This is a genomic window from Achromobacter sp. LC458 (assembly GCF_001005835.2).
GTDB lineage: Bacteria > Pseudomonadota > Gammaproteobacteria > Burkholderiales > Burkholderiaceae_B > Achromobacter > Achromobacter spanius_B.
Genome location: NZ_LBHW02000004.1, coordinates 14,650 through 38,308 on the forward strand (window position 1 = coordinate 14,650; position 23,659 = coordinate 38,308).

Annotated in this window: 28 protein-coding genes; 20 read left to right on the forward strand and 8 right to left on the reverse strand. The window is 65.7% G+C overall.

What is annotated here, in order from left to right:
- Positions 1-19: 19 nt before the first annotated feature.
- Positions 20-748, forward strand: coding sequence for an SDR family NAD(P)-dependent oxidoreductase (locus tag YH64_RS04620; protein WP_046803263.1), 729 nt, complete (start codon positions 20-22; stop codon positions 746-748).
- Positions 749-798: 50 nt separating this feature from the next.
- Here the strand turns inward: YH64_RS04620 and YH64_RS04625 are convergent, their stop codons facing one another.
- A complete protein-coding gene (locus tag YH64_RS04625; protein WP_046803262.1) occupies positions 799-1,581 on the reverse strand; it encodes an IclR family transcriptional regulator in 783 nt (260 codons plus the stop codon).
- A 194-nt stretch (positions 1,582-1,775) separates the two neighbouring features.
- On the opposite strand from YH64_RS04625, the gene YH64_RS04630 reads away from it, so the two are divergent.
- The 6 genes from YH64_RS04630 to YH64_RS04655 are packed head-to-tail and all read left to right on the forward strand — an operon-like array spanning position 1,776 to position 5,584.
- Complete coding sequence (locus YH64_RS04630) at positions 1,776-2,465, forward strand: 3-oxoacid CoA-transferase subunit A (protein WP_046803261.1); 690 nt, start codon at positions 1,776-1,778, stop codon at positions 2,463-2,465.
- Positions 2,462-3,106, forward strand: coding sequence for a 3-oxoacid CoA-transferase subunit B (locus YH64_RS04635; RefSeq protein ID WP_046803260.1), 645 nt, complete (start codon positions 2,462-2,464; stop codon positions 3,104-3,106). The genes YH64_RS04630 and YH64_RS04635 overlap by 4 nt, the downstream gene beginning before the upstream one ends.
- Before the next feature lie 15 nt (positions 3,107-3,121).
- On the forward strand, positions 3,122-3,397 hold the full coding sequence (gene catC / locus YH64_RS04640) for a muconolactone Delta-isomerase (protein ID WP_006227165.1): 276 nt from the start codon (positions 3,122-3,124) through the stop codon (positions 3,395-3,397).
- A gap of 12 nt (positions 3,398-3,409) precedes the next feature.
- Positions 3,410-3,706 (forward strand): YciI family protein, encoded by a 297-nt coding sequence (locus YH64_RS04645; protein WP_006216052.1) that lies wholly within the window; start codon positions 3,410-3,412, stop codon positions 3,704-3,706.
- Positions 3,707-3,759: 53 nt separating this feature from the next.
- A complete protein-coding gene (gene pcaD / locus YH64_RS04650) occupies positions 3,760-4,539 on the forward strand; it encodes a 3-oxoadipate enol-lactonase (RefSeq protein ID WP_046803259.1) in 780 nt (259 codons plus the stop codon).
- Positions 4,540-4,543: 4 nt separating this feature from the next.
- On the forward strand, positions 4,544-5,584 hold the full coding sequence (locus YH64_RS04655) for a cyclase family protein (RefSeq protein ID WP_046803258.1): 1,041 nt from the start codon (positions 4,544-4,546) through the stop codon (positions 5,582-5,584).
- An 86-nt stretch (positions 5,585-5,670) separates the two neighbouring features.
- On the opposite strand, the gene YH64_RS04660 is transcribed toward YH64_RS04655, so the two are convergent.
- Positions 5,671-6,003 (reverse strand): PsiF family protein, encoded by a 333-nt coding sequence (locus YH64_RS04660; protein ID WP_046803257.1) that lies wholly within the window; start codon positions 6,001-6,003, stop codon positions 5,671-5,673.
- 353 nt (positions 6,004-6,356) lie between these two features.
- Here YH64_RS04660 and YH64_RS04665 point away from each other — a divergent pair, with 353 nt between their 5' ends.
- The 4 genes from YH64_RS04665 (at position 6,357) to YH64_RS04680 (ending at position 8,970) form a co-directional block, all read left to right on the forward strand.
- Positions 6,357-6,695, forward strand: a complete 339-nt coding sequence (locus YH64_RS04665; RefSeq protein ID WP_046803256.1) for an FxLYD domain-containing protein — start codon at positions 6,357-6,359, stop codon at positions 6,693-6,695.
- A gap of 180 nt (positions 6,696-6,875) precedes the next feature.
- Positions 6,876-7,526: a carbonic anhydrase gene (locus tag YH64_RS04670; protein ID WP_046803255.1), complete on the forward strand. Its 651-nt coding sequence runs from the start codon at positions 6,876-6,878 to the stop codon at positions 7,524-7,526.
- Between the two features lie 71 nt (positions 7,527-7,597).
- On the forward strand, positions 7,598-8,206 hold the full coding sequence (locus tag YH64_RS04675) for a glutathione S-transferase (RefSeq protein WP_046803254.1): 609 nt from the start codon (positions 7,598-7,600) through the stop codon (positions 8,204-8,206).
- Positions 8,207-8,337: 131 nt separating this feature from the next.
- Positions 8,338-8,970, forward strand: a complete 633-nt coding sequence (locus tag YH64_RS04680; protein ID WP_046803253.1) for a hypothetical protein — start codon at positions 8,338-8,340, stop codon at positions 8,968-8,970.
- A gap of 84 nt (positions 8,971-9,054) precedes the next feature.
- Here the strand turns inward: YH64_RS04680 and YH64_RS04685 are convergent, their stop codons facing one another.
- The gene (locus YH64_RS04685; RefSeq protein ID WP_046803252.1) at positions 9,055-10,392 is read right to left on the reverse strand and encodes a DUF3100 domain-containing protein; all 1,338 of its coding nucleotides are present in this window, start codon (positions 10,390-10,392) and stop codon (positions 9,055-9,057) included.
- Positions 10,393-10,639: 247 nt separating this feature from the next.
- On the opposite strand from YH64_RS04685, the gene YH64_RS04690 reads away from it, so the two are divergent.
- The 4 genes from YH64_RS04690 to YH64_RS04705 all read left to right on the forward strand — a co-directional run bounded on the left by YH64_RS04690 (position 10,640) and on the right by YH64_RS04705 (position 14,524).
- Entirely contained in the window at positions 10,640-11,575 is a 936-nt protein-coding gene (locus YH64_RS04690; protein ID WP_046803251.1) for a LysR family transcriptional regulator, read from the forward strand.
- A 74-nt stretch (positions 11,576-11,649) separates the two neighbouring features.
- Positions 11,650-11,841: a DUF2970 domain-containing protein gene (locus YH64_RS04695; RefSeq protein WP_046803250.1), complete on the forward strand. Its 192-nt coding sequence runs from the start codon at positions 11,650-11,652 to the stop codon at positions 11,839-11,841.
- 402 nt (positions 11,842-12,243) lie between these two features.
- On the forward strand, positions 12,244-13,986 hold the full coding sequence (locus tag YH64_RS04700; RefSeq protein WP_046803249.1) for a nitrite/sulfite reductase: 1,743 nt from the start codon (positions 12,244-12,246) through the stop codon (positions 13,984-13,986).
- Positions 13,979-14,524: a DUF934 domain-containing protein gene (locus YH64_RS04705; RefSeq protein WP_046803248.1), complete on the forward strand. Its 546-nt coding sequence runs from the start codon at positions 13,979-13,981 to the stop codon at positions 14,522-14,524. Before YH64_RS04700 ends, YH64_RS04705 begins: the two co-directional genes overlap by 8 nt.
- On the opposite strand, the gene YH64_RS04710 is transcribed toward YH64_RS04705, so the two are convergent.
- A complete protein-coding gene (locus tag YH64_RS04710) occupies positions 14,472-15,290 on the reverse strand; it encodes an IclR family transcriptional regulator (protein ID WP_046803247.1) in 819 nt (272 codons plus the stop codon). The genes YH64_RS04705 and YH64_RS04710 overlap by 53 nt on opposite strands.
- A 103-nt stretch (positions 15,291-15,393) precedes the next feature.
- On the opposite strand from YH64_RS04710, the gene YH64_RS04715 reads away from it, so the two are divergent.
- From YH64_RS04715 to YH64_RS04730, 4 genes are read left to right on the forward strand one after another with little or no spacing between them, the layout of a single operon-like run.
- A complete protein-coding gene (locus YH64_RS04715; RefSeq protein WP_046803246.1) occupies positions 15,394-16,386 on the forward strand; it encodes a tripartite tricarboxylate transporter substrate binding protein in 993 nt (330 codons plus the stop codon).
- A gap of 16 nt (positions 16,387-16,402) precedes the next feature.
- Complete coding sequence (locus YH64_RS04720; protein ID WP_046803245.1) at positions 16,403-17,998, forward strand: class I adenylate-forming enzyme family protein; 1,596 nt, start codon at positions 16,403-16,405, stop codon at positions 17,996-17,998.
- On the forward strand, positions 17,995-18,786 hold the full coding sequence (locus YH64_RS04725; protein WP_046803244.1) for a citryl-CoA lyase: 792 nt from the start codon (positions 17,995-17,997) through the stop codon (positions 18,784-18,786). Before YH64_RS04720 ends, YH64_RS04725 begins: the two co-directional genes overlap by 4 nt.
- The gene (locus YH64_RS04730) at positions 18,783-19,601 is read left to right on the forward strand and encodes an SDR family NAD(P)-dependent oxidoreductase (protein ID WP_046803243.1); all 819 of its coding nucleotides are present in this window, start codon (positions 18,783-18,785) and stop codon (positions 19,599-19,601) included. Before YH64_RS04725 ends, YH64_RS04730 begins: the two co-directional genes overlap by 4 nt.
- A 61-nt stretch (positions 19,602-19,662) precedes the next feature.
- Here the strand turns inward: YH64_RS04730 and YH64_RS04735 are convergent, their stop codons facing one another.
- Positions 19,663-20,457 (reverse strand): MetQ/NlpA family ABC transporter substrate-binding protein, encoded by a 795-nt coding sequence (locus tag YH64_RS04735; protein WP_082134363.1) that lies wholly within the window; start codon positions 20,455-20,457, stop codon positions 19,663-19,665.
- A 182-nt stretch (positions 20,458-20,639) separates the two neighbouring features.
- On the opposite strand from YH64_RS04735, the gene YH64_RS04740 reads away from it, so the two are divergent.
- Positions 20,640-21,713, forward strand: a complete 1,074-nt coding sequence (locus tag YH64_RS04740; RefSeq protein WP_046803241.1) for a DUF6817 domain-containing protein — start codon at positions 20,640-20,642, stop codon at positions 21,711-21,713.
- 79 nt (positions 21,714-21,792) lie between these two features.
- Here the strand turns inward: YH64_RS04740 and YH64_RS04745 are convergent, their stop codons facing one another.
- The 3 genes from YH64_RS04745 to prmC all read right to left on the reverse strand — a co-directional run bounded on the left by YH64_RS04745 (position 21,793) and on the right by prmC (position 23,655).
- Complete coding sequence (locus YH64_RS04745; RefSeq protein WP_046803240.1) at positions 21,793-22,356, reverse strand: UbiX family flavin prenyltransferase; 564 nt, start codon at positions 22,354-22,356, stop codon at positions 21,793-21,795.
- 7 nt (positions 22,357-22,363) lie between these two features.
- On the reverse strand, positions 22,364-22,690 hold the full coding sequence (gene grxD / locus YH64_RS04750; protein ID WP_006227137.1) for a Grx4 family monothiol glutaredoxin: 327 nt from the start codon (positions 22,688-22,690) through the stop codon (positions 22,364-22,366).
- Between the two features lie 131 nt (positions 22,691-22,821).
- Positions 22,822-23,655, reverse strand: coding sequence for a peptide chain release factor N(5)-glutamine methyltransferase (prmC, locus tag YH64_RS04755; protein WP_046803239.1), 834 nt, complete (start codon positions 23,653-23,655; stop codon positions 22,822-22,824).
- Between the last annotated feature and the right edge of the window lie 4 nt (positions 23,656-23,659).

Genomic DNA, 23,659 nt, shown 5'->3' on the forward strand with positions numbered 1-23,659 from the left:
AACAAGACTGGAAACCGATATGAGCAAACCGACTGCGTATCTCGTCACCGGCGGCAGCGCCGGCATAGGCGCCGCCATCATCCGCATGCTGCTGGATGCGGGCCACAAGGTGGTCAACATCGACTACCGACTGCCCGAGAATCCGCCGGCCGGGCTGGTCTCGTATCAGGCCGATCTGACCGATGAAGCGCGCACCAAGGAAGTGGCCGCCGAAGTCACCGCCGCCTACAACATCGTGGGCCTGGTGAACAACGCCGGCGCCACCCGCCCGGGCACGGCCGACACGGCCACCCTGGCGGATCTGGACTATGTGGTGAACCTGCATCTGCGCACCGCGCTGATCCTGGTGCAGGCCGCGCTGCCCGCCATGCGCGAAGCCGGCTTTGGCCGCATCGTGAACATGTCGTCGCGCGCCGCTTTAGGCAAGCCGGATCGCGTGGTCTATTCGGCCACCAAGGCCGGGCTGGTGGGCCTGACGCGCACGCTGGCCATGGAGCTGGGCGGCGACGGCATCACCGTCAACGCCATCGGCCCCGGCCCGATCGCCACCGACCTGTTCACCAAGAGCAATCCGGCGGGCGCTCCGCAAACCGAGCGCATCATCAACAGCATCGTCGTCAAGCGCCTGGGCACGCCGGAAGATGTGGCGCGCGCCGCCATGTTCTTCCTGTCGCCCGACAACGGCTTCGTAACGGGCCAGATGCTGTATGTGTGTGGCGGCACGACGCTGGGCGTCGCCCCGATCTGAGCCCGCTCGCCATGCCGAACCGCCCCGACCTTCGTGCCTGCCCGCCGCGCCTAGCGGCGCAGCAGCGCGTGGTTGATCTGGTCGGCGGCGTGGCGCAAGGGCGGCAAAAACGCGTCCAGCATGGCCTCGCGCGTGAAGCGGTTGGACTGCCCGCTGACGTTCATCGCGGCGATCACGCGGCCGCTGCGGTCAACGATGGGCACGGCCACCGATTGCAGGCCGGGTTCAAGTTCCTGCGCCACGCACGCGTAGCCGTCGGCGCGCACGCCGGCCAGCAGGCGCTTGAGTTCGGCAACGTCGGTAACGGTTTGCGGGGTGTAGGCCTGGATCTGGCTCATGGCCAGCACCCGGTCCAGTTCCGCGTCCGACAGGCCGGCGAGCAGCACGCGGCCCATCGACGTCACCCACGCGGGCAGGCGGCTGCCCACGGCCAGGTTGATGGTCATCACCTTGTGCGTGGACAGGCGCAGGATGTACACGATGTCGGCGCCTTCCAGCACCGACACCGAGCACGATTCGCGCGTCTGCTCGGCCACTTCTTCCATGTACGGCAAGGCCAGGTTCCACAGCGGCGTGCCGGACAGGTAGGCGTAGCCAAGCTCCAGGATGCGCGGGGTCAGTTCGAACTTGCGGTCGGTGACGGTGACGTAGCCCAGGTGTTCCAGCGTCAGCAGGATGCGGCGCGCGCCGGCGCGGGTCAGCCCCGTCACGGCGGCCACTTCGGACAGCGTCATCTGCGAACGGCCCGGGCCGAACGCCCGGATCACCGACAGGCCGCGCGCGAAGGATTGCACGTAGCTGTCGCTGGGCTGCTGGGGGTCTTGCTCGGCCATCCGGTAGGTCCCAAGAGTAAAAAGCTCGCCGCTGGCGAGCCGTTCGTTGCCATTGCGGGCAACGCCAAACGATGGAGGATCGTCATGCGTCGGGTTGCCTTGACGCTGTGCGGTCCCCATGAAACGATGTTCTTCAGAAGAACGAAAGTTCTAGTGAAGAACAAATTATGACACGCCACCTATGAGCGAACATCATGATCTCTAAGCTTGTTGCAAGCGCGGCGGCCGCCCTGGCGGACGTACCCGACGGCGCCACCGTCATGATCGGCGGCTTCGGCACTGCCGGCCAGCCCATGGAATTGATCGACGCCCTGCTCGAACAGGGCGCCAAAGACCTGGTCATCATCAACAACAACGCCGGTAACGGCACCACCGGCCTTGCCGCCCTCTTGGGCGCGAACCGCGTGCGCAAGATCATCTGCTCGTTCCCGCGCCAGGTCGATTCGCAGATTTTCGACGGCCTGTACCGCAGCGGCAAGATCGAACTGGAACTGGTGCCCCAGGGCAACCTGGCCGAGCGCATCCGCGCCGCCGGCGCCGGCATCGGCGCGTTCTTTTCGCCCACCGGCTACGGCACCCCGCTGGCCGATGGCAAGGAAGTGCGCGAGATCAACGGCCGCCACTACGTGCTGGAATATCCGCTGCACGCCGACTACGCGCTGATCAAGGCCGAACGCGGTGACCGCTGGGGCAACCTGGTCTACCGCAAGACCGCCCGCAACTTCGGCCCCATCATGGCAAGCGCCGCGCGCGTGGCCGTGGCGCAGGTGCGCGAAGTGGTTGAACTGGGCACGCTGGACCCCGAAACCGTCGTCACCCCCGGCATCTTCGTGCAGCGCGTCGTGCAGATCGACGCCGCCCCGGCCGCCAAGGAGCAGCAATGAGCACCAAACTGACCCGCGACCAGATCGCCGCCCGCGTCGCGCAGGACATCCCCGAAGGCGCCTACGTCAACCTGGGCATCGGCTTGCCCACGCTGGTGGCCAACCACCTGCCGGCTGACCGCGAAGTCATCCTGCATACCGAAAACGGCATGCTGGGCATGGGCCCCGCGCCCGCCAAGGGCCAGGAAGACTACGACCTGATCAACGCCGGCAAGCAGCCCGTGACCGAACTGCCCGGCTGCTCGTTCTTCCATCACGCCGACTCGTTCGCGATGATGCGCGGCGGCCACCTGGACATCTGCGTGCTGGGCGCCTTCCAGGTGTCGCAGCACGGCGACCTGGCCAACTGGCACACCGGCGCGCCCGACGCCATCCCCGCCGTGGGCGGCGCGATGGACCTGGCCATCGGCGCCAAAGACGTCTTCGTGATGATGGAACTGCAAACGCGCGAAGGCCAAAGCAAGCTGGTCGAGGCGTGCACGTATCCGCTGACGGGCGTGCGCTGCGTGTCGCGCGTGTACACGGACGTGGCGGTGTTCGACATCCGCGCCGACGGCGTCACCGTGACCGACATGTTCGGCGATGTCACCGCTGACGAGCTGCTGGCATTGACCGGCCTGCCGTTGAAGTTTTCCCGCTAATCAGGAGCCCCCATCATGCTGTTCATGGTTCAAATGCAAGTCAATCTTCCCGTCGACATGCCGGCCGAACGCGCCGACAAGCTCAAGGCGGACGAAAAGGCCCTGGCCCAACAACTGCAACGCGACGGCAAGTGGAAAGAGCTGTGGCGCGTGGTGGGCCGCTACGCCAACGTGAGCATTTTCGACGTCGAAAGCAATGACGAGCTGCACACGCTGCTGGCGTCGCTGCCGCTGTTTCCGTACATGGACATCAACGTCACGGCGCTGGCGCGCCATCCCTCGGCGATCTGACAGGAGCACTTCATGCCCTACATCATCGAAACGTTCGACAAGCCCAACCACCAGGAAGTGCGCCAGCAACATCGCGCGGCGCACCTGGAATACCTGGACGCCAACAAGCAGCTGCTGCTGGCGTGCGGCGCCAAGCTGCAAGACGACGGCAAGGACGCCGGCGGCGGCCTGTACATCGTTGACCTGGACACGCGCGAAGCCGCGCAACAGTTCATCGACGCCGACCCGTTTTCGCAAGCCAATCTATTCGACCGCGTGACCATCACGCGCTGGCGCAAAGCCTACGTCGACGGCACCTGCCACCTGTAATCCTGTCGCGGCCGCCTTTTGCGCGGCCGCGTTTTCATCCGAGGACTTCCCACATGGCTTACGCCGATCTCAGCCAGGCCCGGCTGTTCTACGTCATCGATGGCCCCGCCGACGCACCGGTGCTTGTGCTTTCCAATTCGTTGGGCACCTGCTCCGACATGTGGGCGCGCCAGATTCCCGAACTGACCCAGCATTTCCGCGTGCTGCGCTACGACACGCGCGGCCATGGCAAGTCGTCGGTACCCGATGGCGAATACACCTTTGCAGAGCTTGCCGGCGACGTTGCCGAACTGCTGGCGCACCTGAACATCAAGCGCGCGCACTTTTGCGGCCTGTCGATGGGCGGCCCCACCGGCATCGCGCTGGCGCTGGCGCACCCGGAACGGATCGGCAAGCTGATCCTGTGCAACACCGCCGCCCGCATCGGATCAGCGGAAGGCTGGAGCACGCGCATCGCCGCCGTGGCCGAGCAGACGCTGGAAAAAATGGCGCCCACGCTGGTCGAACGCTGGTTGACCGACGGCTACCGCGCCGCCGAACCGGGCCTGACGCAAGTGCTGATCGACATGCTGCGCCGCACGCCGGACGCCGGCTATTCGGCCAACTGCGCCGCGCTGCGCGACGCCGACTACCGCGATCAAGTGTCGGCCATCACCGCGCCCACGCTGGTCATCAGCAGCTCGCACGATATGGCCGCCACACCCGTGCAAGGCCGGGAACTGGCCGCCGCCATCGCCGGCGCGCGCTATGTCGAATTGAACACCTCCCATATTTCGAACTGGGAGCAACCGGAAGCCTTCACCCGCGCGGTCGTCGACTTCCTGACGGAGTAACCGCATGCAGCGCTGGAAACATCGGCCCGAAGGCTCCAACTGGGGCGACTTCGGACCCGACGACCAACTGGGCCGTTTGAATCTCATTACCGAAGAACAAGTGCTTAAGGGCGCGCGCGAGATCCGCGCGGGCAAGACGTTCTGCCTGTCGTTGCCGCTGGACCTGCCCGGCGGCAACGTGCTGAACCCGCGCCGCCACCCGCCGCAACTGAGCCCGACGCGGCTGGCCGACACGCCGTACCTGAACTTTCCGCTGCGTAACGTCAATCCGGACGCGGTGGACGTGCTTAGCGACGACCAGGTGCTGCTGTCGATGCAATATTCCACGCAGTGGGACGCGCTGGCGCACGTGGGCGCGCTGTTTGACGCCGATGGCGACGGCACGCCGGAACTGCGCTATTACAACGGCTTTCAGGCGGGCGTGGACGTGGTCGGCCCGGCCGATAGCGAACATACCGGCTGCGCTTGCTCAACCGGCGGCCCGTCCGCCGCGTTGAAGCTGGGCGTGGAAAACCTGGCGCAAAAAGGCATGCAGGGGCGCGGCGTGCTGGTGGACCTGTTCCGACACTACGGCTCGGGCCGCACGCTGATCGGCCATGCCGAACTGATGCATGTGCTGAACACGGATGGCATCACGGTTGAACGCGGCGACATGCTGGTGCTGCGCACCGGTTACGCCGAGGCGGTCGTGGCCATGAACGGCACGCCGGACCCGCAAGTGCTGCACACCTACGGCGCCGCGCTGGACGGCACCGACACGGCCTTGCTGCAATGGATCACGGACAGCGGCATCGCCGCGATCTGCGCCGACAACTACGCGGTTGAGGCCTATCCCGCGCGGGAAAAGACCGGCCCGCGCGCCATGCTGCCGCTGCACCATCACTGCCTGTTCAAGCTAGGCCTGCCCTTGGCGGAGCTTTGGTATTTGAAAGACCTGGCGGACTTTCTCCATGCCAACGGCCGCCATCACTTCATGCTGACCGCCCCGCCGCTGCGCCTGCCGCATGCGATCGGGTCGCCGGTCACGCCGATTGCGACGGTGTAAGTCCACGGCAATCGGCGCGGCCAACGGCCACGCAAAAAAAAGCGCCAGACGAGAGCCTGGCGCTTTTTTTATTCGTGCAAGCGTTTTCAACCCTTCAGGCAGGTGCTCATGAAGGTTTTACGCGCATCGCCCGTCAGCTTCTGATCGCCGGCCTTGGCGTTGCAGTCCTTCATTTTTTGTTGCTGCGGCGTCAGCTTCTTTTCGGCCCCGGGGGCTTCGCCCTTCAGGCAGCTGCTCATGTAGGCCTTGCGGTCATCGCCCGTTTTACCGGTGGCGGACTTGTTGCAGTCGGCCATGCGTTGCTGTTGCGGCGTGGGCGTCTTGGCGGGCGCGGGCGCGGCGGGGGTCTGGGCGTAGGCCCCGAAAAAACATGCGGACAACACGATGGCCGAGGCCAACTGGCTAGTACGGGAAAGCATGAGTTTCTCCCTTGCGTTAGGCGCCCGTTTGCGTGGATGCGCGCACCCGGACGAGCGGCCGGCCACGTGCCGGCCCCGCCATCATCGAACAAACGGCCACACACGGCAAGCATCGAAAAGTTAGGAAAAGACAAGGCCGAAAGATCTCAATTTGGAGACATTCCGACGCATCCTTGTCAGTAAGCGACGAATATCGGAACAACCCACGCAACCTGTTACCGATTCATCCTTTTGACCCGTTGTGCCTGGCCTGGGAATGGAGTGAGATAGCCCTGTCCGCTAGAAGCGCGGACGGCGCAAACGGCAGCGCGGACAGTCAAGCGCCCCCTACGCCGGCACACCAGGAGACCGCCATGAAACTTGCCCATGCCTTTGTTCTTTTGCTTGCCGGCCTGTCCGGCGCCGCGGGCGCGCAAAGCCTGACGTACGGCGTCACGCTGGGCAACGTGCAGGCGGTGCGCGACACCAATATGAACATGTCCACCATCACGGGTTCGCTGGCCAACCTGTCCGGCCGGCCGGTGTCCAGCGCGGTGCTGACGTATGTGCTGTACGACGCGCAAGGGCGCGAGGTGGGCCGGGTGAATGACGACGTGATCGGCCCGATTCCCCCAGGGCAGATCCGCCTGGTCAAAGCGATGACGCCGCTGAAATTCACCAAGGTCACGGTACTGGATGTGCGGGCGCAATAGCCGATGACGGAGACGACCTCAAAAAACCCTGATCGAATCAGGGTTTAGACAGGGGGTTGTAGGGACAAATATGGGAAAATTCCGCTTGCCGACTCGATAACAGGGGCTTCCATACGAAGCCCCTTATTGCGTCTGTCGGCGTGCCAGCAAGCCTGGCCCTGTTTCTAGGAAGCGACCATCATGTTCCCCAAAAGACTCACCGAAGGCTATCAATCGTTCCTGGACGGCCGTTTCCACTCGGAAAGCAGCCGTTATCAGAAGCTGGCTGAACTCGGGCAAAGCCCGGAAATTCTTCTTATTGGCTGCTGCGATTCCCGCGTGTCGCCCGAAGTGATCTTTGACGCCGGCCCCGGCGAGATGTTCGTCGTGCGCAACGTGGCCAACCTGGTTCCGCCCTGTGAGCCGGATTCGGAATCGTCCTATCACGGCACCAGCGCCGCGATCGAATTCGCGGTCAACGGCCTGAACGTCAAGCACATCGTCGTGCTGGGCCACGCGTCCTGCGGCGGCATCCGTTCATTCTTCGACGACGCCAAGCCGTTGTCCAAGGGGGACTTCATCGGCAAATGGATGTCGCAGATTGAACCCGTGGCCGAACGCCTGGGCCCGGGCAGCGGCGACCGCCAGACCAAGCTCAAGCGCCTGGAACTGGCCGTGGTCGAACACAGCCTGAACAACCTGATGACGTTCCCGTCGATTCGCCGCCGTGTTGAAAAGGGCGAGCTGGAGCTGCACGGCACGTACTTCGGCGTGGCCACCGGCGTGCTGTTCCTGCGCGATCCGGAAACCGGCGAATTCAATCCCTGCCTGGAAACCGGCATCACCGAATAAGCCTCATATCCGGTACGCTTGCGGCTGCTTTTCGCTTTCTTCAAAGACGTTACGCAACCCCAAGGACCGATATGAAATTGTTCTTCTCGCCGGCTTCGCCTTTCGTGCGCAAATGCATGGTCATTGCGCACGAACTGGCCCTGACCGACCGCATCGAGAAACTGCCCAGCGCCGCCGGCCCCGTCGCCCGCGACAAAAGCATCATCCCGAGCAACCCGCTGGGCAAGGTGCCCACCTTGATCACGGACGACGGCCAGGTGCTGTACGACAGCCGCGTCATCTGCGAATTCCTGAACGACCTGGGCGGCGGCACGCTGTTCCCCGCGAACGGCCCCGCGCGCTGGCAGGCACTGGCCGACCAGGCCTTGGGCGATGGCGTCATGGACGCCGCGTTGCTGGCGCGCTATGAAGTGGCGCTGCGCCCCGAAGCCCTGCGCTGGACCGACTGGGTCGACGGCCAACTGAGCAAGGCGCACGACGCCCTGGCTCAGCTGGAAAAAGACGTGGTCCGCCTGGACGGCCGCATGGACATCGGCACGATCGCCATCGGCTGCGCCCTGGGCTATCTGGACTTCCGCTTCGGCGATTACGACTGGCGCGCCACGCACCCCGGCGTTGCCGCCTGGTTCAAGACCTTTAACGCACGCCCCTCCATGCAGGCGACCCTGCCGCCCGTCTGACGCGGTTACGCCTTGACTCCTAGTGCGACGGGCTGACACGACGCCGCGCCCGCAACGCGGTAAATTTTCCCCATGTCAGCCCCCGGCAGACCCGACGATTCGGGTCTTGTCGACTTGCACAGGGAGCAACCATGAACGTCTCTGCGATTTCGCCCATTACCCGTGTTGCCGCGCCCTATCCGGCGCGCGTGCCGCTGGTGGACGACACCCGACCCACGTTTGAAGCCGAGCGCCTGGCGCGGGAAGCCGCCGTGCGGGAGGCTGCCCTGCGCGAAGCCCAGCGCACCAAGCAGGCCCAGGCCGCCTGGGAAGCGCAACGCCTTGCTCGCGCGCGCGAGGCCTCCGAGGCTGCGCGAACCCGACCGGCCGCCAATACCCGTACCGACACCACTGCCCACACCACTGCCCACACCGGCCTGCGCGCCGAGGCGCTGGCGCCGTTGGCCGCCGACGTACTCAACCCCGATATCCTGCGCGATCAATTCGCCGATGCGCGCTTGCGCCGCGCGCTGGACGCCTATGCGGCGCAATCGGATCCGGTCGCCCAGCGCGCCGGCAACGCGAACGATCTGGGCACCATCGAAGGGCTGACGCCGTTGCAGCCGTATCGCGTTGCGATGGCCAACCCGCAAGTGGAATTGCAGGCAGCCGTGGCCGTGAAGGCCGCCGCCGTCGCCGTGCCGGCGGTCGTCAACATCGGGCCGACGGAAAACGTCACGGACAACGCGCGCTATCGCTCGGGCGCTGCCGCACGCCTGGCCTGAAACGAAAAAGCCGCCTGACAACGCCAGGCGGCTTTTTCATTCGCGTTCAGCGCGGCGCCATCGGCGCCGCCCCGCGCGGATCGATCAGTGGAAGAATTCCGCGATCATTGTGGCGCCCATGAAGGTGCCGGCGTTGGCGGCCAGGGACACCACCACGATCTTCCAGCCAAGCTTGCGAAACGCCGGCAGGTCTTTCAGGATCGACAGGCCGGCCATGGCCAGGATCACGGTGGTGAACGGCAGGAAATTCACCTTGCCGACCAGCGCGATGATCTGGTCCGAGTACGGCAGCACGCCCGGGCACCCGGCCGTCATGGCGATCAGCGACAGCACGAACACGGCCGGCAGCTTGGGCACGACGCGCAGGATCAGGTCGGTCAGCACCACCAGCAGGATGATGATGCCCATGCCCGGCAAGGCGTCCATGAACGGCACGTTGTAGCCCAGGCGGTTGCCCACCAGCGCGAACAGGCCGCAGATGACATAGGCGGTCAGGCGGTCGCCAAAACCCATCTTGGCGTTATGCGCCGGCACGTCTTCCGACACGCTGTCATCCACAACCGATTCAGAGGCCTTGCCGCGCGACCAGCGGCCCAGCACCGGCTCCAGCTTGCCGTACAGGAAGATGGTGGTCGGCAGCGAGATGAACAGCGTGAAGTACACGCCAACCACGGTCGTCAGCAAGTTGGCGGCGGCGGCCAGCGCGGCCACCTGATGCGCCATTTCAGGCGTCTGCTGCGAGGCGATGGCGCCCACGCCCGCGGCCATCATGCTGCCGGAGCCCACGCCGGCGCCCATGGCGAGCGAGCGCGGATCAAAAATGTTCAGGCTGGTGATGAAGCCGGCCATCAGGGCGACGAACAGCGCGCCGATCACCGTGCCGGTGATGTACTCGGCCATCACGCCACGGCCTTCGGGCGAATTCATGCCGTAGCGTTCACCGATGATGGCCAGGCTGGGCTCGCGGCCCACCGAGAACGTGGCGCCGATGGCTTCGCGCTTGATGCCCAGCAGCAACGCCAGCGGCAGGCCGATGGCCATGGTGCCGAAGAAGTGACCGAATTCCTGGAACACCAGCGCCCAGCCGGCTTCGCGCACCTGCGGCAACGCGCCGCCCACCATCAGGCCCAGCTTGGCCAGGAAGGGCAGCAAGGCGTATTGCAGATAGCCGCTGATGCGGGTCTGCATGGCCTTGTCGATGCCGGCGCCCACGGGCAGCCGCTGGCCGAAAGCCGCCACGATAGCGCCGATGAAGATGGCCCAAAGCATCGGTTGCAGAACGATCTTGCCCGGACCCACCGAAAACGTGACGCTGCCGATCGCTTCGGAAATACCCACCACCAACAAAATGGCGGCAAGCATTCGAACGCGGGCGGATAGCGACATGGAAGGCGCGGCCAGACTGGCGCTGGCGAGAGACATCGATTTCCCCTGATGAACGTGAGTAGATTTTGTGCGCGTGCCGGGCAAACGCAGCGCTGCGGCAGCAGGCGGAATTTTCGCCGGGGGTCTTTCAGGCAACCATGACACCGCCCGCGCATAAACGTTGCGTAAAATGCAACGCACGGCCTTTTCCTGGGAAAATTTTGCACGGCATCGGTTTCGATACGGGTAAACCCTTAACCGGAACTGTGTATCTGCCGCCGCATCCGCCCGCCTGGAACCCGCCATGGACGAAAAACTCGACGCCCGCCGCACTCACTATTTCATGCAGGTCATGAGCCGGGGCTCGGTGCGTGGCGCCGCCGAAGTGCTGGACATGGACCCGTCCGCCGTCAGCCGCGCCATCGCCGCGCTGGAACGCGACTGCGGCATGGCGCTGTTCGAACGGCGCGGACGCGGCGTGGTGCCCACCGACGCCGGCCACATCCTGGCCCGCTATGTGAAGCGGCAGCAGAACATCCAGGAAAGCTTCTTCTCTGAAATCGACAGCCTGCGCAAAGCCGAGCGCGGCCATATCGACCTGGTGCTGGGCGAAGGCTTCGTTGAACTGATGTTCGACCGCGTGCTGCCCGGGTACTGGCGCAGCCACCCGGAAGTCACGCTGGACATCGATGTCGCGCGCACGTCCGAGATCGTGCAGCGCATTGTGGACGACCGCGCCTATATAGGATTGGTGTTCCAGCCGCCCAACGACGCGCGGCTGCGCACGCATTATTCGCGGCCCGAGCCTATCCGCGCCATCGTCCGGCAGGACCATCCGCTGACCCGGCTGGGCCGCCCCCTGCTGCTGACCGATCTGGCGGATTACCCCGGGGCGTCGATGCAGGAAGGGTTTGGGGTGCGGCAACACATTCAGGCGGCCGAGATCAGTGAACAGGTGCGCTTGCGCAACGTGCTGACGACGTCGTCGTTCAAGGCGCTGTGGCAGTTCGCGGCGGCGGGCATCGGCTACGCGCTGACGCCGCCCATCGCCGTCACGGCCGACATGCGTGCCCAGCGCCTGGCCAGCCTGCCGCTGGCCAACCCCATCCTGAACCAGGGCAGCCTGCACGTGCTGAGCCGCGCCGGCCGCCACATTTCGCCCGCTGCGCGCGAATTGCTGGAACACATCGTGCGCGGCATCGGCACCCCGGCGCCGCCGCCAACTGATACGGTCGCCTGACGCGAATCTGCCTCTGTTTGGCGCGCCCGCCAGCGCCTACAGTGCCAGTTCCCCTCATCCGCCACGAGGCGCATATGCTTAGTTTCCTGCGCACGGTCCGCTCCGTGCTCTGGGGTTTCTTCGGCGTGCGGCGCGGCCGCGGCTACCACGCCGACATCGCCCACAACAAACCCGGCCCGCTGATTGCAACAGGGCTGCTGCTGGCGGCGGTGCTGGTGATCCTGCTGGTCCTGGTCGCGCGCTGGGCAGTGACCGCCGCCTTGTAATAGCGCTGCGCGAAGGGACCCTTTCCTCCCGCAGGGCCGCCCCAAGGGAGGAAACGCCCCCTTGGGGGGCAGAGAGCGCGGAAGGCGCGAAGCGTGGGGGCCGTCATTCCTCCCGCAGGGCCGCCCCAAGGGAGGAAACGCCCCCTTGGGGGGCAGAGAGCGCACGAAGGGCGCGAAGCGTGGGGGCCTTCATTCCTCCCGCAGGGCCGCCCCAAGGGAGGAAACGCCCCCTTGGGGGGCAGAGAGCGCCGAAGGCGCGAAGCGTGGGGGCCTTATTTCCATATTACGAGAATGACTTAGACGCTGCCGTCTGCTGGCTGTTACGGTTATGAATCCCCTTTTCCGACGCTGCGCGCCGGACGCTACAGGGCATAGACCGAGAAGACCACAAGGGCAGTAGACATGTACGTGTATGACCCCGTCGACCAGCAGCTTGTCGAGCAGCGTGTGGCGCAGTTTGCCGATCAGACGCGCCGCTTCCTCGACGGCCAGCTCACCGAAGATGAATTCCGCGTTCTGCGCCTGCAGAACGGCCTGTACATCCAACGCCACGCCCCCATGCTGCGCGTGGCCATTCCCTACGGCATGCTGGCGTCGCGCCAATTGCGCACGCTGGCGCACATCGCCCGTAAATGGGATCGCGGCTACGGCCACTTCAGCACCCGCCAGAACATCCAGTTCAACTGGCCGAAGCTGGAAGACGTGCCGGACATCCTGGCCGAACTGGCCACCGTACAGATGCACGCCATCCAGACCAGCGGCAACTGCATCCGCAACACCACCACCGACCACTTCGCCGGCGTCGCGCCCGATGAACTTGTCGACCCGTTGGTGTGGTGCGAGATCATCCGCCAGTGGTCCACCCTGCACCCCGAATTCGCCTTCCTGCCGCGCAAGTTCAAGATCGCCGTCAGCGGCGCCGTGCAAGACCGCGCGGCCGTCGGCGTGCACGACATCGGCCTGCAAGCCGTTGAACGCGACGGCACGCTGGGCTTTCGCGTGTGGGTCGGCGGCGGCATGGGCCGCACGCCCATCGTCGGCAAGCTGATCAACCCGTTTGTGGAATGGCAGCATCTGCTGACCTACCTGCAAGCCGCGCTGCGCGTCTATAACCTGCACGGCCGCCGCGACAACAAGTACAAGGCGCGCATCAAGATCCTGGTCAAGGACCTGACGCCCGAGGTCTATGCGCAGCAGGTCGATGAGCAGTGGCAACTGATCAAAGACGGCCCCGACACCATCACCCAGGACTTCGTGGACAGCATCAAGGCCCGCTTCGTGTGGCCGCAATACGATGCCGCCGCCGCGCAAGATGCCGACAACACCGACGCGCTGGCCGCCGGCGACAAGCGCTTTGCGCGCTGGCTGCGCACCAACGTGCACGCGCACAAGGTCGCGGGCTACGCCGCCGTCACCGTCTCGCTCAAACCCACCGGCGTGCCGCCCGGCGACATCACCGCCGACCAGATGGACGCCGTGGCCGACCTGGCCGATGCCTATGGCTACGGCGAATTGCGCGTCTCGCACGAACAGAACCTGATTCTGGCCGACGTGCGCCGCGCCCGCCTGCACGAGCTCTGGCAGAAGCTGGAAGCGCTGAACCTGGCCACGCCCAACGTCGGCCTGTTGACCAACATCATCGCCTGTCCGGGCGGCGACTTCTGCGCGCTGGCCAACGCCGTGTCCATCCCCGTGGCCGAAGCCATCCAACGCCAATTCGACGACCTGGACTACCTGTTCGAAATCGGCGAACTGGACCTGAACATCTCCGGCTGCATCAATTCCTGTGGCCACCACCACGTGGGGCACATCGGCATCCTGGGTGTCGATAAGGCCGGCGAAGAGTGGTATCAGGTCACGCTGGGTGGCCGCCAGAACGGCGCCGCCAAGCCCCTGCCCGACCTGGAATCCACGCGCGGCGGCGGCGCTGCCGTGGGCCGCATCATCGGCCCGTCATTCGCACGCGACCAGGTGCCCGGCGTTGTCGATCGCCTGATCCGCACCTACCTGGGCTTGCGCGACAGCGAAACCGAACGCTTCATCGACGTGGTGGACCGCGTCGGCATCGACCCCTTCAAGCAGGACGTCTACGCCGATCCCGCCTTCGCCAAACCCGTACAAAGCGCCGAACCCGCCCATGCCTGACCTCTACGCCCACGACGCCCCCGGCCCGCACCTGATCCGCGACGGCCGCCTGCAAGCCGACACGGCGCGCCCGTTCGTGCCCGAACCCGAAGTGGCCGCCGAGGGCCAGGTGCCCACGGACGAACCCGGCTGGATCGTGCCGCTTTCCATCTGGAAAACCTCGCGCGCCACCTTGCGCCGCCACAAGCATCCCGTGGCCGTGCTGCTGGAACCCGACGCCGACCTGCGTGACCTGGCTGAGCCCGACGGCACGCTGGACCCCGCCGGCATCGCCTTCATCGCCGTGGACTTTCCCAACTACACCGACGGCCGTGGCTATTCGCTGGCGCAGCTGCTGCGCACGCAATACCACTGGACGGGCGAACTGCGCGCCGTGGGCGACGTGATGATCGACACCATCCACTATCAGGCGCGCGTCGGCTTCAGCAGCTTTCTGGTCAAGCCGGGCCACGACCCCAAAAAGGCGCTGGACGCCTTCAATACGTTCACGGTGCACTACCAGAAAACGTATCGCGCACCGACCCCGGCCGCGGCTTGACGTCGTCTTGCGCCAGCTGGCCGCGGATCAGTTCCGCGATGCTGCGCTGGCGCGGCGCCTGCATCCGGTCGATCAGGCTGGATACGCTGACCGCCAGACGCGGATAACCGTTGGCGTCGCACACGGCGACGCCAACGCCCAGCACGCCGGGCACCGCCGCGTTGCCCACCACCGACCAGCCCCGGTCGCGCGTGTTCTCAACCAGCCGCCGCATCTGCACACCGGTCATGCCGCCATAGGCGCGCAAGGCCTTTTCGTTTTGCGTCACCACTTCATCGGCCTCGGCCGGCGGCAATGCCGCCAACAGCGCCAGGCCGGCCGCGCCCACGCCCAACGGCTGGCGGTGCCCCACCGTTACCGCCAATACCTGCACCGGGTAATTGCCCACTTCGCGATGCAGGCATAGCGAATCGTTTGCCGCGCGGCAAATCAGAAAGGCGGAATCCCCCGTCACGTCGCTGATCTGGCGCAGCACCGGCCGCAAGCCGCGCACGGCCTGCGCGTGTGGGTCGCCGGCCATCATCACGCCCAGTTCCGCGATACGCCAGCGCGGCGCCTCGGACTCGCGCAGGGCATAGCCTTCCTGCACCAGCACTTCCAGGTAGCGATACGCGGTAGAGCGCTGCATACCCGCCGCGCGAGCAATGTCGGTGACGTGCATGCCGCCCGCCCCCGCTTGCCGCAACACCCCCAGCACCCGCAGGCCCCGGCGCAAGACCACGGGCCCCGAGGACTGCGATTCCGAATCCGATTCCGCTTTGTTCATATTTTGGACACCCTGCGTTGCTGACGCTTGCATCAAAGCCCAATATCAAAACGGGCAGACGAAGATCTGTCCAAATATTAGACAAAACAGGACGGAGACATTCATGAAGACTGCATACACAAGGCGGCTGGCCGCCTTTGCGCTGACCCTGGGCAGCGCGCTGGTCGCCGGCGCCCCTGCCCTGGCGGCCAAGCCCTACCCCGATCGCCCCGTCACGCTGGTGGTGGGCTACGCGGCGGGCGGCGCCACCGATATCGTCGCGCGCTTGATGGCCAAGTCGCTGTCCGAGGCGCTGGGCCAGACTTTCGTCGTGGAAAACAAGACGGGCGCCAACAGCAACATCGGCGCCGAGATCGTGTCGCGCGCCACCCCGGACGGCTACACGCTGTACGTGGGTTCCATCGCCAACACGATCAACCGCAGCCTGTATAGCCAGCTGAACTACGACTTCATCAAGGACTTCAAGCCCGTCGGCCTGGTCGCGACCATTCCGAACATTCTGGTGGTCAATCCCAAGGTGCCGGTCAAGACGGTGCAGGAATACATCGCCTACGCCCGCGCGCATCCGGGCAAACTGACCTGCGCGTCGTCGGGCAGCGGCTCGTCCATCCACCTGTCTTGCGAGCTGTTCAAGATGGAAACGGGCACCGACATTCTGCACGTGCCGTATCGCGGCAGCGGTCCGGCTGTGGCCGACCTGTTGGGCGGACAGGTCGATTCCATGTTCGACAACCTGCCCTCGTCGTTGCCGCACGTGCAGGCCGGCAAGCTGCGCGCCATTGGCGTGACATCGCCGCAGCGCCTGCCCGCTACGCCGGACGTGCCCACGCTGGCTGAATCCGGGTTGCCGGGCTTTGACGTGGAATCGTGGTTTGGCCTGGTCGCTCCCGCCGGCACGCCGCAGCCCGTCATCGCGCGCCTGAACGAAGCGCTGAACCAGGCACTGGCCAGCCCCGCCTTGCAGGCGTCCTACAAGCAGGCCGGCTTCTACGCGCCGACCACGCCCAACACGCCGGAGACCTTCGCCAAGAAGATCGACAGCGAAATCGACAAATGGGCCGCCGTCGTCAAACGGGCCGACATCAAGGCCAACTAGTTTTCAGGAGCACAGGGTGTACCCGATCGATTTCTTTTTCCGCGCGGCCGAGCAGTATCCCGAACGCATTGCGCTGGACGGCCCCGAAGGCGCGGTGACCTACGCCGAACTGGCTGCCCGTACCCGCGCCCTGGCGGCCGCGTTGCAAGACCTGGACCCCGAACCGCAAACGCGCGTGGCCCTGTGCGCGGGAAATTCCGCGCGGCACATCCTGGCGCTGCTGGCCGTGCTGGCCAGCGGAAAGATCTGGGTCCCGCTTAACTATCGCAGCACCGCGCGCGAGATCGGGCGCATCCTGGATGCGACCACGCCGTCCATCGTCATCGTGGACGCCACCGGCGACCCGCTGGCGCCGTGGGCGGACGGCGCACGCATCCATCTCGACGATGCCGACCGGGACGGAGACGGGAACGCTGACACGGGCACAGCCACAGCCGCTGATACCTCCACGGGCAGCGGCAAGGACACGAGCACCCGCACCGGTGCAAGCCTGCGCCTGAACGCGCTGCTGCGTCAGTACGCCGGACACGAGCCCACGCGCCACGCGCTGTCCCGTGACGCCACGCAGGCCATCAAGTTCACCGGTGGCACCACCGGGCTGCCCAAGGGCGTCATGCAACCGTACCGCGCGTGGAACGCCGGCATCATCAACCAGATCGCCAGCTGGCAGCTGACGTGCGAGGACCGCTACGTGGTGTCCGCGCCCATCACGCACGGCACCGGCACCTACATGCTGCCCATACTGGCCTGCGGCGGCGCGCACCTGCTGCTGGACAGCGTGACGCCGGCCACCATCACCGCCGCCTTTCGCGAGCGCGGCGGCACGCTGAGCTTCATGCCGCCCACGCTGATCTACATGATCATGGCGCAGGACGGCGTGTCGCGCGCCGACTTTCCCAAGCTTCGCAACCTGATCTACGGCGGCGCGCCGATGCCGCCGGAAAAAATAGACCGCGCGCGCGACTTCTTCGGCCCCGTGCTGGGCACCACCTATGGCCAGACCGAAGCGCCGCAAATCGCCACCGTGCTGCGCCCGTCGGACTTGAACGATCCGCGCAACCGGGCCTCGGTCGGGCGGGCGACATGGCTGTCCGACGTCGCCATCATGGCGCCCGACGGCACGCTGTTGCCGCGCGGTGAAATCGGCGAAGTCGTGGTGCAGGGCGACCTGACGATGACGGGCTACTGGCGCCTGCCCGAGAAAACCGCCGAAACGCTGGTGGACGGCTGGCTGCATACCGGCGACACGGGCCTGATCGACGCACGCGGCTATCTGTTTCTGAAAGACCGGCTGCGCGACGTCATCATCACCGGCGGCTTCAACGTGTACCCGGTCGATGTCGAGAACGCGCTGTCGTCACACCCGGCCGTGTACGAATGCTCGGTGTTCGGCCTGCCCGACGACAAATGGGGCGAAGCCGTGCACGCCGCCGTGCAGTTCCACCCAGGCGCGCAGGCCGATGCCGACGCGCTGAAGGCGCATGTGCGCGCACTGTTGGGGCCGGTCGCCACGCCCAAGCAATTCCATATCCACGACAGCCTGCCGCGCTCCAGCGTGGGCAAGGTCCTGAAGAATGCCGTGCGCGACGCCGCACAAAAGGAGACGCCATGAACCCACCTGAAACCCGCCTTTGCGCCCATCACCTGACCGGCATGTCGTACCGCGACGTCGATCTGGTTGACGGCCTGATCGGCAAGAAGACCTTTACCGAAGTCATGATCATGCAGATCCTGGGCCGCGACGCGCGCCCGGTGGACATGCGCATCGTGGACGCGGTGCTGGTCACGTTGATGGAACACGGCATGACGCCCAGCGCCATCGCCACGCGCCTGATCTACATGAGCGCCCCCGAAAACCTGCAAGGCGCGGTGGCGTCCGGCTTGATGGCGGTGGGCAGCCAATTCGTGGGCACCATGGAAAATTGCTCGCGCCTGCTGGACCGTATCAAGCAGGCGGCGGACGGCCGTGCCGAAGCGCTGGCCATCGCGCGCGAATTCCGCGAACAGCGCCAGGCGCTGCCCGGCTTTGGCCACCATCTGCACAAGCCCGACGACCCGCGTTCCATCAAGCTGCTGGCGCTGGCCGAGGCCGAGCCGGACCTGGAGGGCGCGTCGCTGAACGCGTTGCGCCTGCTGGCCGCCGCCGTGGACGAGACCTATGGCAAGCACATCACCATCAACGCCACGGGCGCGGTGGCCGCGTTGCTTAGCGAAATCGGCGTACCCACGAACCTGATGCGCGGCTTTGCCGTGATCTCGCGCGCGGCCGGCCTGGTGTCGCACGTGGCCGAAGAACAGCAAAGCCCATCGGGCCGCTACATCTGGGAAACCATCGACCACGCCATTCCTTACGTCGGCAAGGGCAAGACGCATCAGCAAGAGGACGGAGGACCGGCATGACGGCGGCGCAGGGCACCGATACCCGGCTGGCGGGCAAGGTCGCGCTGGTGGCCGGCGCCGGCGCGTCCGCCAGCGGCTGGAGCATCGGCCGCGCCAGCTGCGTGACGATGGCGCGGCAAGGCGCCGCCATCGTGGCGCTGGACGTGAACCTGGCGGCCGCGCAAGACGCCGCCCATGAAGTCGAAAAAATTGGCGGCAGCGCCTTGGCCGTGCAAGCCGACGTGGCAGACCCCGACGCCATGCAGGCGGCGGTGGACGCCGCGCTGCGCCGCTACGGCCGCATCGATATCCTGCAAGCCAACGCGGGCATCGGCAAGGTGGGCGGGCCGGAAGATATTTCGCTGCAAGACTGGGACCGCATCCAGCAGGTAAACGTGACCAGCCTGCTGATTGCCACGCGCCTGCTGGCGCCCGTGATGCGGCAACAGGGCGGCGGCGCCATCGTCACGGTGTCGTCCATTGCTGGCATCCGGTACACGGGTTACCCACACCTGGCCTACAGCGTCAGCAAGGCTGCCGTCATCCACTTTGCGCGCATGGCGGCGCAGCAATATGCCGGTGACGGCATCCGCGTGAATACCGTGATCCCCGGGCTGATCGACACCCCGCGCGTGGCGCAGAACGTGGCGCGCATGTTCGACCCCGACAACCTGCAAGCCGCGCTGGCCGCGCGCGACAAGCAGGTGCCCATGGGCCGCATGGGCACGCCCTGGGAGGTGGCGAAAGCGGTGGCGTTCCTGGCGTCGGACGATGCGTCGTACATCACCGGCACCGAGCTGGTCGTGGACGGCGGGCTGACGGGCAAGTACGCCTGATCGTGGGCGCCGGACTCAGGCGCTACGCCTGATCGTCAGGCGCCAGACGCAGGCGCGACGCTTACCAGGACGTGGAGTACGCCCCCGGGAACTGCTTGGCCACAAACGCCTTCACCTCGTCCGACTGGTACGCCTTGATGAAGCGGGCAATGCGCGGGTCGTTCTTGTTGTCTTCACGCGCGGCGATCACCACGGCGGCAAAGGGCGCGTCCTTGCTTTCCAGCGCCAGCGCATCCTTGGCGGGCGACAGGCCCGCCGGGATGGCGTAGGCCGAGTTGACCGCCGCCGCGTCCACGTCCGACAGCGAATGCGGCAACTGCGCCGCTTCGATCTCTATGAACTTTAGCTGCTTGGGGTTTTCAACGATGTCGAACAGCGACGCCGTCACCGTCACGCCGTCCTTGAGCTTGATGAGCTTGGCCGCCTGCAACACCAGCAGCGCGCGGGCGCCGTTGGTGGGGTCATTGGGTATCGCCACCTTGCCGCCTTGCGGCAGGTCGTCCAGCGACTTCAGGCGCTTGGAATAGATGCCCATCTGCTGCACCACGGCGGTGGCCACCGGCACCAGCTTGTAGCCACGCGCCTTGTTCTGCGAGTCCAGAAAAGGCTTGTGCTGATAGATGTTCAGGTCCAGTTCCTTGGCGTCCAGCGCGGCGTTGGGCTGGATGAAATCGCTGAATTCGATCAGCTTCACTTTCAGGCCCTGCTTGGCCGCCACCTGCTGCACCACTTCGCCGATCTGCGCGTGCGGACCCACGGTGACGCCCACCTTCAGTTCGGCGTCCTGCGCCATGGCTTGGGTGCCGGCAAAACCGAGCACAACGGCGAATACGGCGAGGGAATGGCGAAGGCGCATGGGGCGCATAGGGATCTCTGAAAGTAGAAAGAATGACCCGCGATTCTATGCAGCGCCCTACAAAACCGGAAGCGATGAATATTCATATTGATATGCGCGAAATCGTATAAAGCGCCGCGCCATGACAAGCCCGCGTCATGCGGACACAATAGCGGCTGCCATCAATCATCCGCATTCACGCCATGCCCACATCCGCCGAACTACACCCGCACGCGCGCTCCTTGCTTGCCGACCACTACCAAGCGATCGATGCGGACCTGCCCGCGTTGCTGGACCTGCTGTTCGCCCGCAGCGCCGGTGAAGACTGGCACAAGGCCGGCACCTTCAAGCACCATCTGCTAGGCGTGTACCGCACGCTGGCGCTGTGGAACCAGCCGCGCGAAGTGCGCATGCTGGGCTTGTTCCACAGCGTGTACGGCAACGAATACGTGGACCTGACCTTGTTCGACCGCGAGCGCGAACGCGAGACGTTGCGCAACGTGCTGGGCGACGAAGCCGAGGAATGGGTCAGCCTGTTCTGCGCCATGCCTCGCACGAAGTTCGTGCAGGCCGTGCTGGCGGGCCAAGGCACGGGCAGTGCGGGCATGACGCTTGAAGGCACCGATGGCCAGGTATTTACGTTGACGCCGCGCCAGGTCGCCGCGTTCATCGTCGTGTCCGCCGCCGACATCGGCGAACAATGGCACAGCTGGCAAGACGAAATCTTCGCCGGTTATCCGCAGCAGCAGCGGCGTGATCTGAAAACCAACTGGGCATCGTCGTTGTGGCCCGGCCCGCTGAAGCCGCCGTCAAATATCCTGTCGATGCTGTCGCACTTGCTGGCGCCCTTGTCCGGCATGCCGGCCGATACCGGCATCCCCGTCCCGCCGGCGTTCGACGCATGCCGCGCCACGCTCAGCCCGCGCGACGAAGCCGCCGCCAGCGCGCTGTATTGGCAGGTCATCACGCGCATGCACCCGCTGACGGAAATGGATAGCGCGCGCCATCTTCTGGAAGCCGCCGTGGCGCATAACCCGTGGGTGGGCGAACCGCGTTTGCTGCTGGCGCAACTGGCGCTGACCACGGGCGATTTCGACGCGGCCCAAACGCATGCGGCAGCTGGCTTGGCGGCTTTGCAGGCCTGGGGCACGGCGTGGGACAAGCGCATTGAATGGGCGGGCTGGATGGCCTGGGCGCGCATCGAATTGCAAAACGCCCGCGCGCGTCAATGGCCGGAAAATCTGGCAGCGCTTAATGGCTTGGGGCTGGTGGAGTAAGCCCGGGGCGCCGCCACCATGCAAACAGCCCCGCATGCGGGGCTGTTTCATTTCACGCGGCACACCGGCAGCGGCCTGGCTACTTCATGCCTTCCCAATGCGGGCCGGGCACGATGATGTCGAACAATTCCAGCACGCGCGCTACGGTGTGATCCACCATTTCTTCAATGGACGACGGGCGGTGATAGAAGGCCGGCAGCGGCGGAAACACGATGCCGCCCATTTCGGTTACGGCCGTCATGTTGCGCAGGTGCGCCAGGTTGAACGGCGTTTCGCGCACCAGCATCACCAGGCGCCGGCGTTCCTTCAAGGTGACGTCGGCCGCGCGTGTGATGAGGTTGTCCGACAGGCCATGGGCCACCGCCGCCAACGTGCGCATTGAACACGGCACGATCACCATGCCGGCGGTCTGGAACGCGCCGCTGGCAAGCGTGGCGCCCACATCGCGCACCGAATGCACGTGATCGGCCAGCGCGTAGACGTCGTGGCGGCTGACATCAAGCTCGTGCTTGATGTTCAGCACACCCGAGGCGGACACCACCAGATGCGTCTCGACATCATCCACGCCGCGCAAGGCTTGCAGCATGCGCACCGCGTACAACGCGCCCGTGGCGCCGGTGATGCCGATAACAAGCCGCCGCATCGCGGCGTTAAGCCGTGGCGCCGGATTGCTCCAGCAGCGTCTTCAGTTCGCCGGATTCATTCATCTCGTTCATGATGTCCGAGCCGCCGATGAATTCGCCGGCCACGTACAACTGGGGAATGGTGGGCCAGCTGGAGAATTCCTTGATGCCCTGGCGGACTTCGTCGTCTTCCAGCACGTTGACGGTGACCAGCTTCTTCACGCCACAGCCCTTCAGGATTTGAATGGCCTTGCCGGAAAAGCCGCACTGCGGGAATTGGGCGGTGCCCTTCATGAACAGCACAACGGGGTGCTGGGTCACGGTTTCGCGGATGAATTCTTGAACGTCGCTCATGGTGGTCTCTTGGACAGGCATAACGGAATACGCCAATTATAGGTACAGCGGAAAAATCCGCCCGAAATCCCCGGAAGCGGGTCAGGCCAAACGCGTTTTCCGCGCCAAACTCTTGTAACAGACGGCCCGGGTCAACCGCGCGCGGCAGGCCGGCGTCCGCCGGAAATTCGTTCGATGCCGGCCAGGTCGTGGCGGCTGTGCACATTCTCGAACCCGGCATCGGCCAGCAAGCCGCGTACCGCCTGCGCCTGGTCCCAGCCGTGTTCCAGCCACAGCGCGCCCCCCGGCCTCAGGTGCTGGGCGGCGCCCGTCACGATGCGGCTCAAGTCTTGCAGCCCGCTCGCGCCGTCGGTCAGCGCACCGCGAGGTTCAAAGCGCAGATCGCCCTGGTCCAGATGCGGGTCGTTGCTGGCCACATAGGGCGGGTTGGACACGATCAGATCGAAACCCTCGCCGGCCGGCACCGCATCGAACCAGCTGCCTTCCACGAAACGCACCGATGCGGTCAGATCCCACGCGTTGGCCGCCGCCACCTTCAGCGCGGCGGCGCTGACGTCGGACGCCATGACACGCGCATCGCGTCGGGCCAGGGCGATGGAGATCGCAATGGCGCCGCTGCCCGTGCCCAGATCCAGCACGGCAGGCCCGGCGATACCCGCCACGCACTCCAGCGCGGTTTCCACCAGCACTTCGGTGTCAGGACGGGGAATCAGCACGTCGGGCGTCACGGTGAATCGGTGACCCATGAATTCGCGGTGGCCCAGCAGGTACGCCATCGGCTCGCCCGCCAGCCGGCGCGCCAGCAGCGCGTTGAACGCGGCGGCAACGTCGGGGTCCAGCGGGTCGGTGTCGTGCGCCAGCAGCCATGCGCGCGGCTTTTGCAGCACGTGCTCAAGCAGCATCCGCACTTCCAGGCGCGGCAGGCGGGTGTCGAGCAGCAGGCTTTTGAGCTGAGGCGTCGTCATGGCG

Coding starts and splice junctions, on each gene's coding strand:
- YH64_RS04620 (WP_046803263.1), top strand. CDS start 20: ATGAGCAAACCGACTGCGTATCTCGTCACCGGCGGCAGCGCCGGCATA.
- YH64_RS04625 (WP_046803262.1), bottom strand. CDS start 1,581: ATGGCCGAGCAAGACCCCCAGCAGCCCAGCGACAGCTACGTGCAATCC.
- YH64_RS04630 (WP_046803261.1), top strand. CDS start 1,776: ATGATCTCTAAGCTTGTTGCAAGCGCGGCGGCCGCCCTGGCGGACGTA.
- YH64_RS04635 (WP_046803260.1), top strand. CDS start 2,462: ATGAGCACCAAACTGACCCGCGACCAGATCGCCGCCCGCGTCGCGCAG.
- catC (WP_006227165.1), top strand. CDS start 3,122: ATGCTGTTCATGGTTCAAATGCAAGTCAATCTTCCCGTCGACATGCCG.
- YH64_RS04645 (WP_006216052.1), top strand. CDS start 3,410: ATGCCCTACATCATCGAAACGTTCGACAAGCCCAACCACCAGGAAGTG.
- pcaD (WP_046803259.1), top strand. CDS start 3,760: ATGGCTTACGCCGATCTCAGCCAGGCCCGGCTGTTCTACGTCATCGAT.
- YH64_RS04655 (WP_046803258.1), top strand. CDS start 4,544: ATGCAGCGCTGGAAACATCGGCCCGAAGGCTCCAACTGGGGCGACTTC.
- YH64_RS04660 (WP_046803257.1), bottom strand. CDS start 6,003: ATGCTTTCCCGTACTAGCCAGTTGGCCTCGGCCATCGTGTTGTCCGCA.
- YH64_RS04665 (WP_046803256.1), top strand. CDS start 6,357: ATGAAACTTGCCCATGCCTTTGTTCTTTTGCTTGCCGGCCTGTCCGGC.
- YH64_RS04670 (WP_046803255.1), top strand. CDS start 6,876: ATGTTCCCCAAAAGACTCACCGAAGGCTATCAATCGTTCCTGGACGGC.
- YH64_RS04675 (WP_046803254.1), top strand. CDS start 7,598: ATGAAATTGTTCTTCTCGCCGGCTTCGCCTTTCGTGCGCAAATGCATG.
- YH64_RS04680 (WP_046803253.1), top strand. CDS start 8,338: ATGAACGTCTCTGCGATTTCGCCCATTACCCGTGTTGCCGCGCCCTAT.
- YH64_RS04685 (WP_046803252.1), bottom strand. CDS start 10,392: ATGTCTCTCGCCAGCGCCAGTCTGGCCGCGCCTTCCATGTCGCTATCC.
- YH64_RS04690 (WP_046803251.1), top strand. CDS start 10,640: ATGGACGAAAAACTCGACGCCCGCCGCACTCACTATTTCATGCAGGTC.
- YH64_RS04695 (WP_046803250.1), top strand. CDS start 11,650: ATGCTTAGTTTCCTGCGCACGGTCCGCTCCGTGCTCTGGGGTTTCTTC.
- YH64_RS04700 (WP_046803249.1), top strand. CDS start 12,244: ATGTACGTGTATGACCCCGTCGACCAGCAGCTTGTCGAGCAGCGTGTG.
- YH64_RS04705 (WP_046803248.1), top strand. CDS start 13,979: ATGCCTGACCTCTACGCCCACGACGCCCCCGGCCCGCACCTGATCCGC.
- YH64_RS04710 (WP_046803247.1), bottom strand. CDS start 15,290: ATGAACAAAGCGGAATCGGATTCGGAATCGCAGTCCTCGGGGCCCGTG.
- YH64_RS04715 (WP_046803246.1), top strand. CDS start 15,394: ATGAAGACTGCATACACAAGGCGGCTGGCCGCCTTTGCGCTGACCCTG.
- YH64_RS04725 (WP_046803244.1), top strand. CDS start 17,995: ATGAACCCACCTGAAACCCGCCTTTGCGCCCATCACCTGACCGGCATG.
- YH64_RS04730 (WP_046803243.1), top strand. CDS start 18,783: ATGACGGCGGCGCAGGGCACCGATACCCGGCTGGCGGGCAAGGTCGCG.
- YH64_RS04735 (WP_082134363.1), bottom strand. CDS start 20,457: ATGCGCCTTCGCCATTCCCTCGCCGTATTCGCCGTTGTGCTCGGTTTT.
- YH64_RS04740 (WP_046803241.1), top strand. CDS start 20,640: ATGCCCACATCCGCCGAACTACACCCGCACGCGCGCTCCTTGCTTGCC.
- YH64_RS04745 (WP_046803240.1), bottom strand. CDS start 22,356: ATGCGGCGGCTTGTTATCGGCATCACCGGCGCCACGGGCGCGTTGTAC.
- grxD (WP_006227137.1), bottom strand. CDS start 22,690: ATGAGCGACGTTCAAGAATTCATCCGCGAAACCGTGACCCAGCACCCC.
- prmC (WP_046803239.1), bottom strand. CDS start 23,655: ATGACGACGCCTCAGCTCAAAAGCCTGCTGCTCGACACCCGCCTGCCG.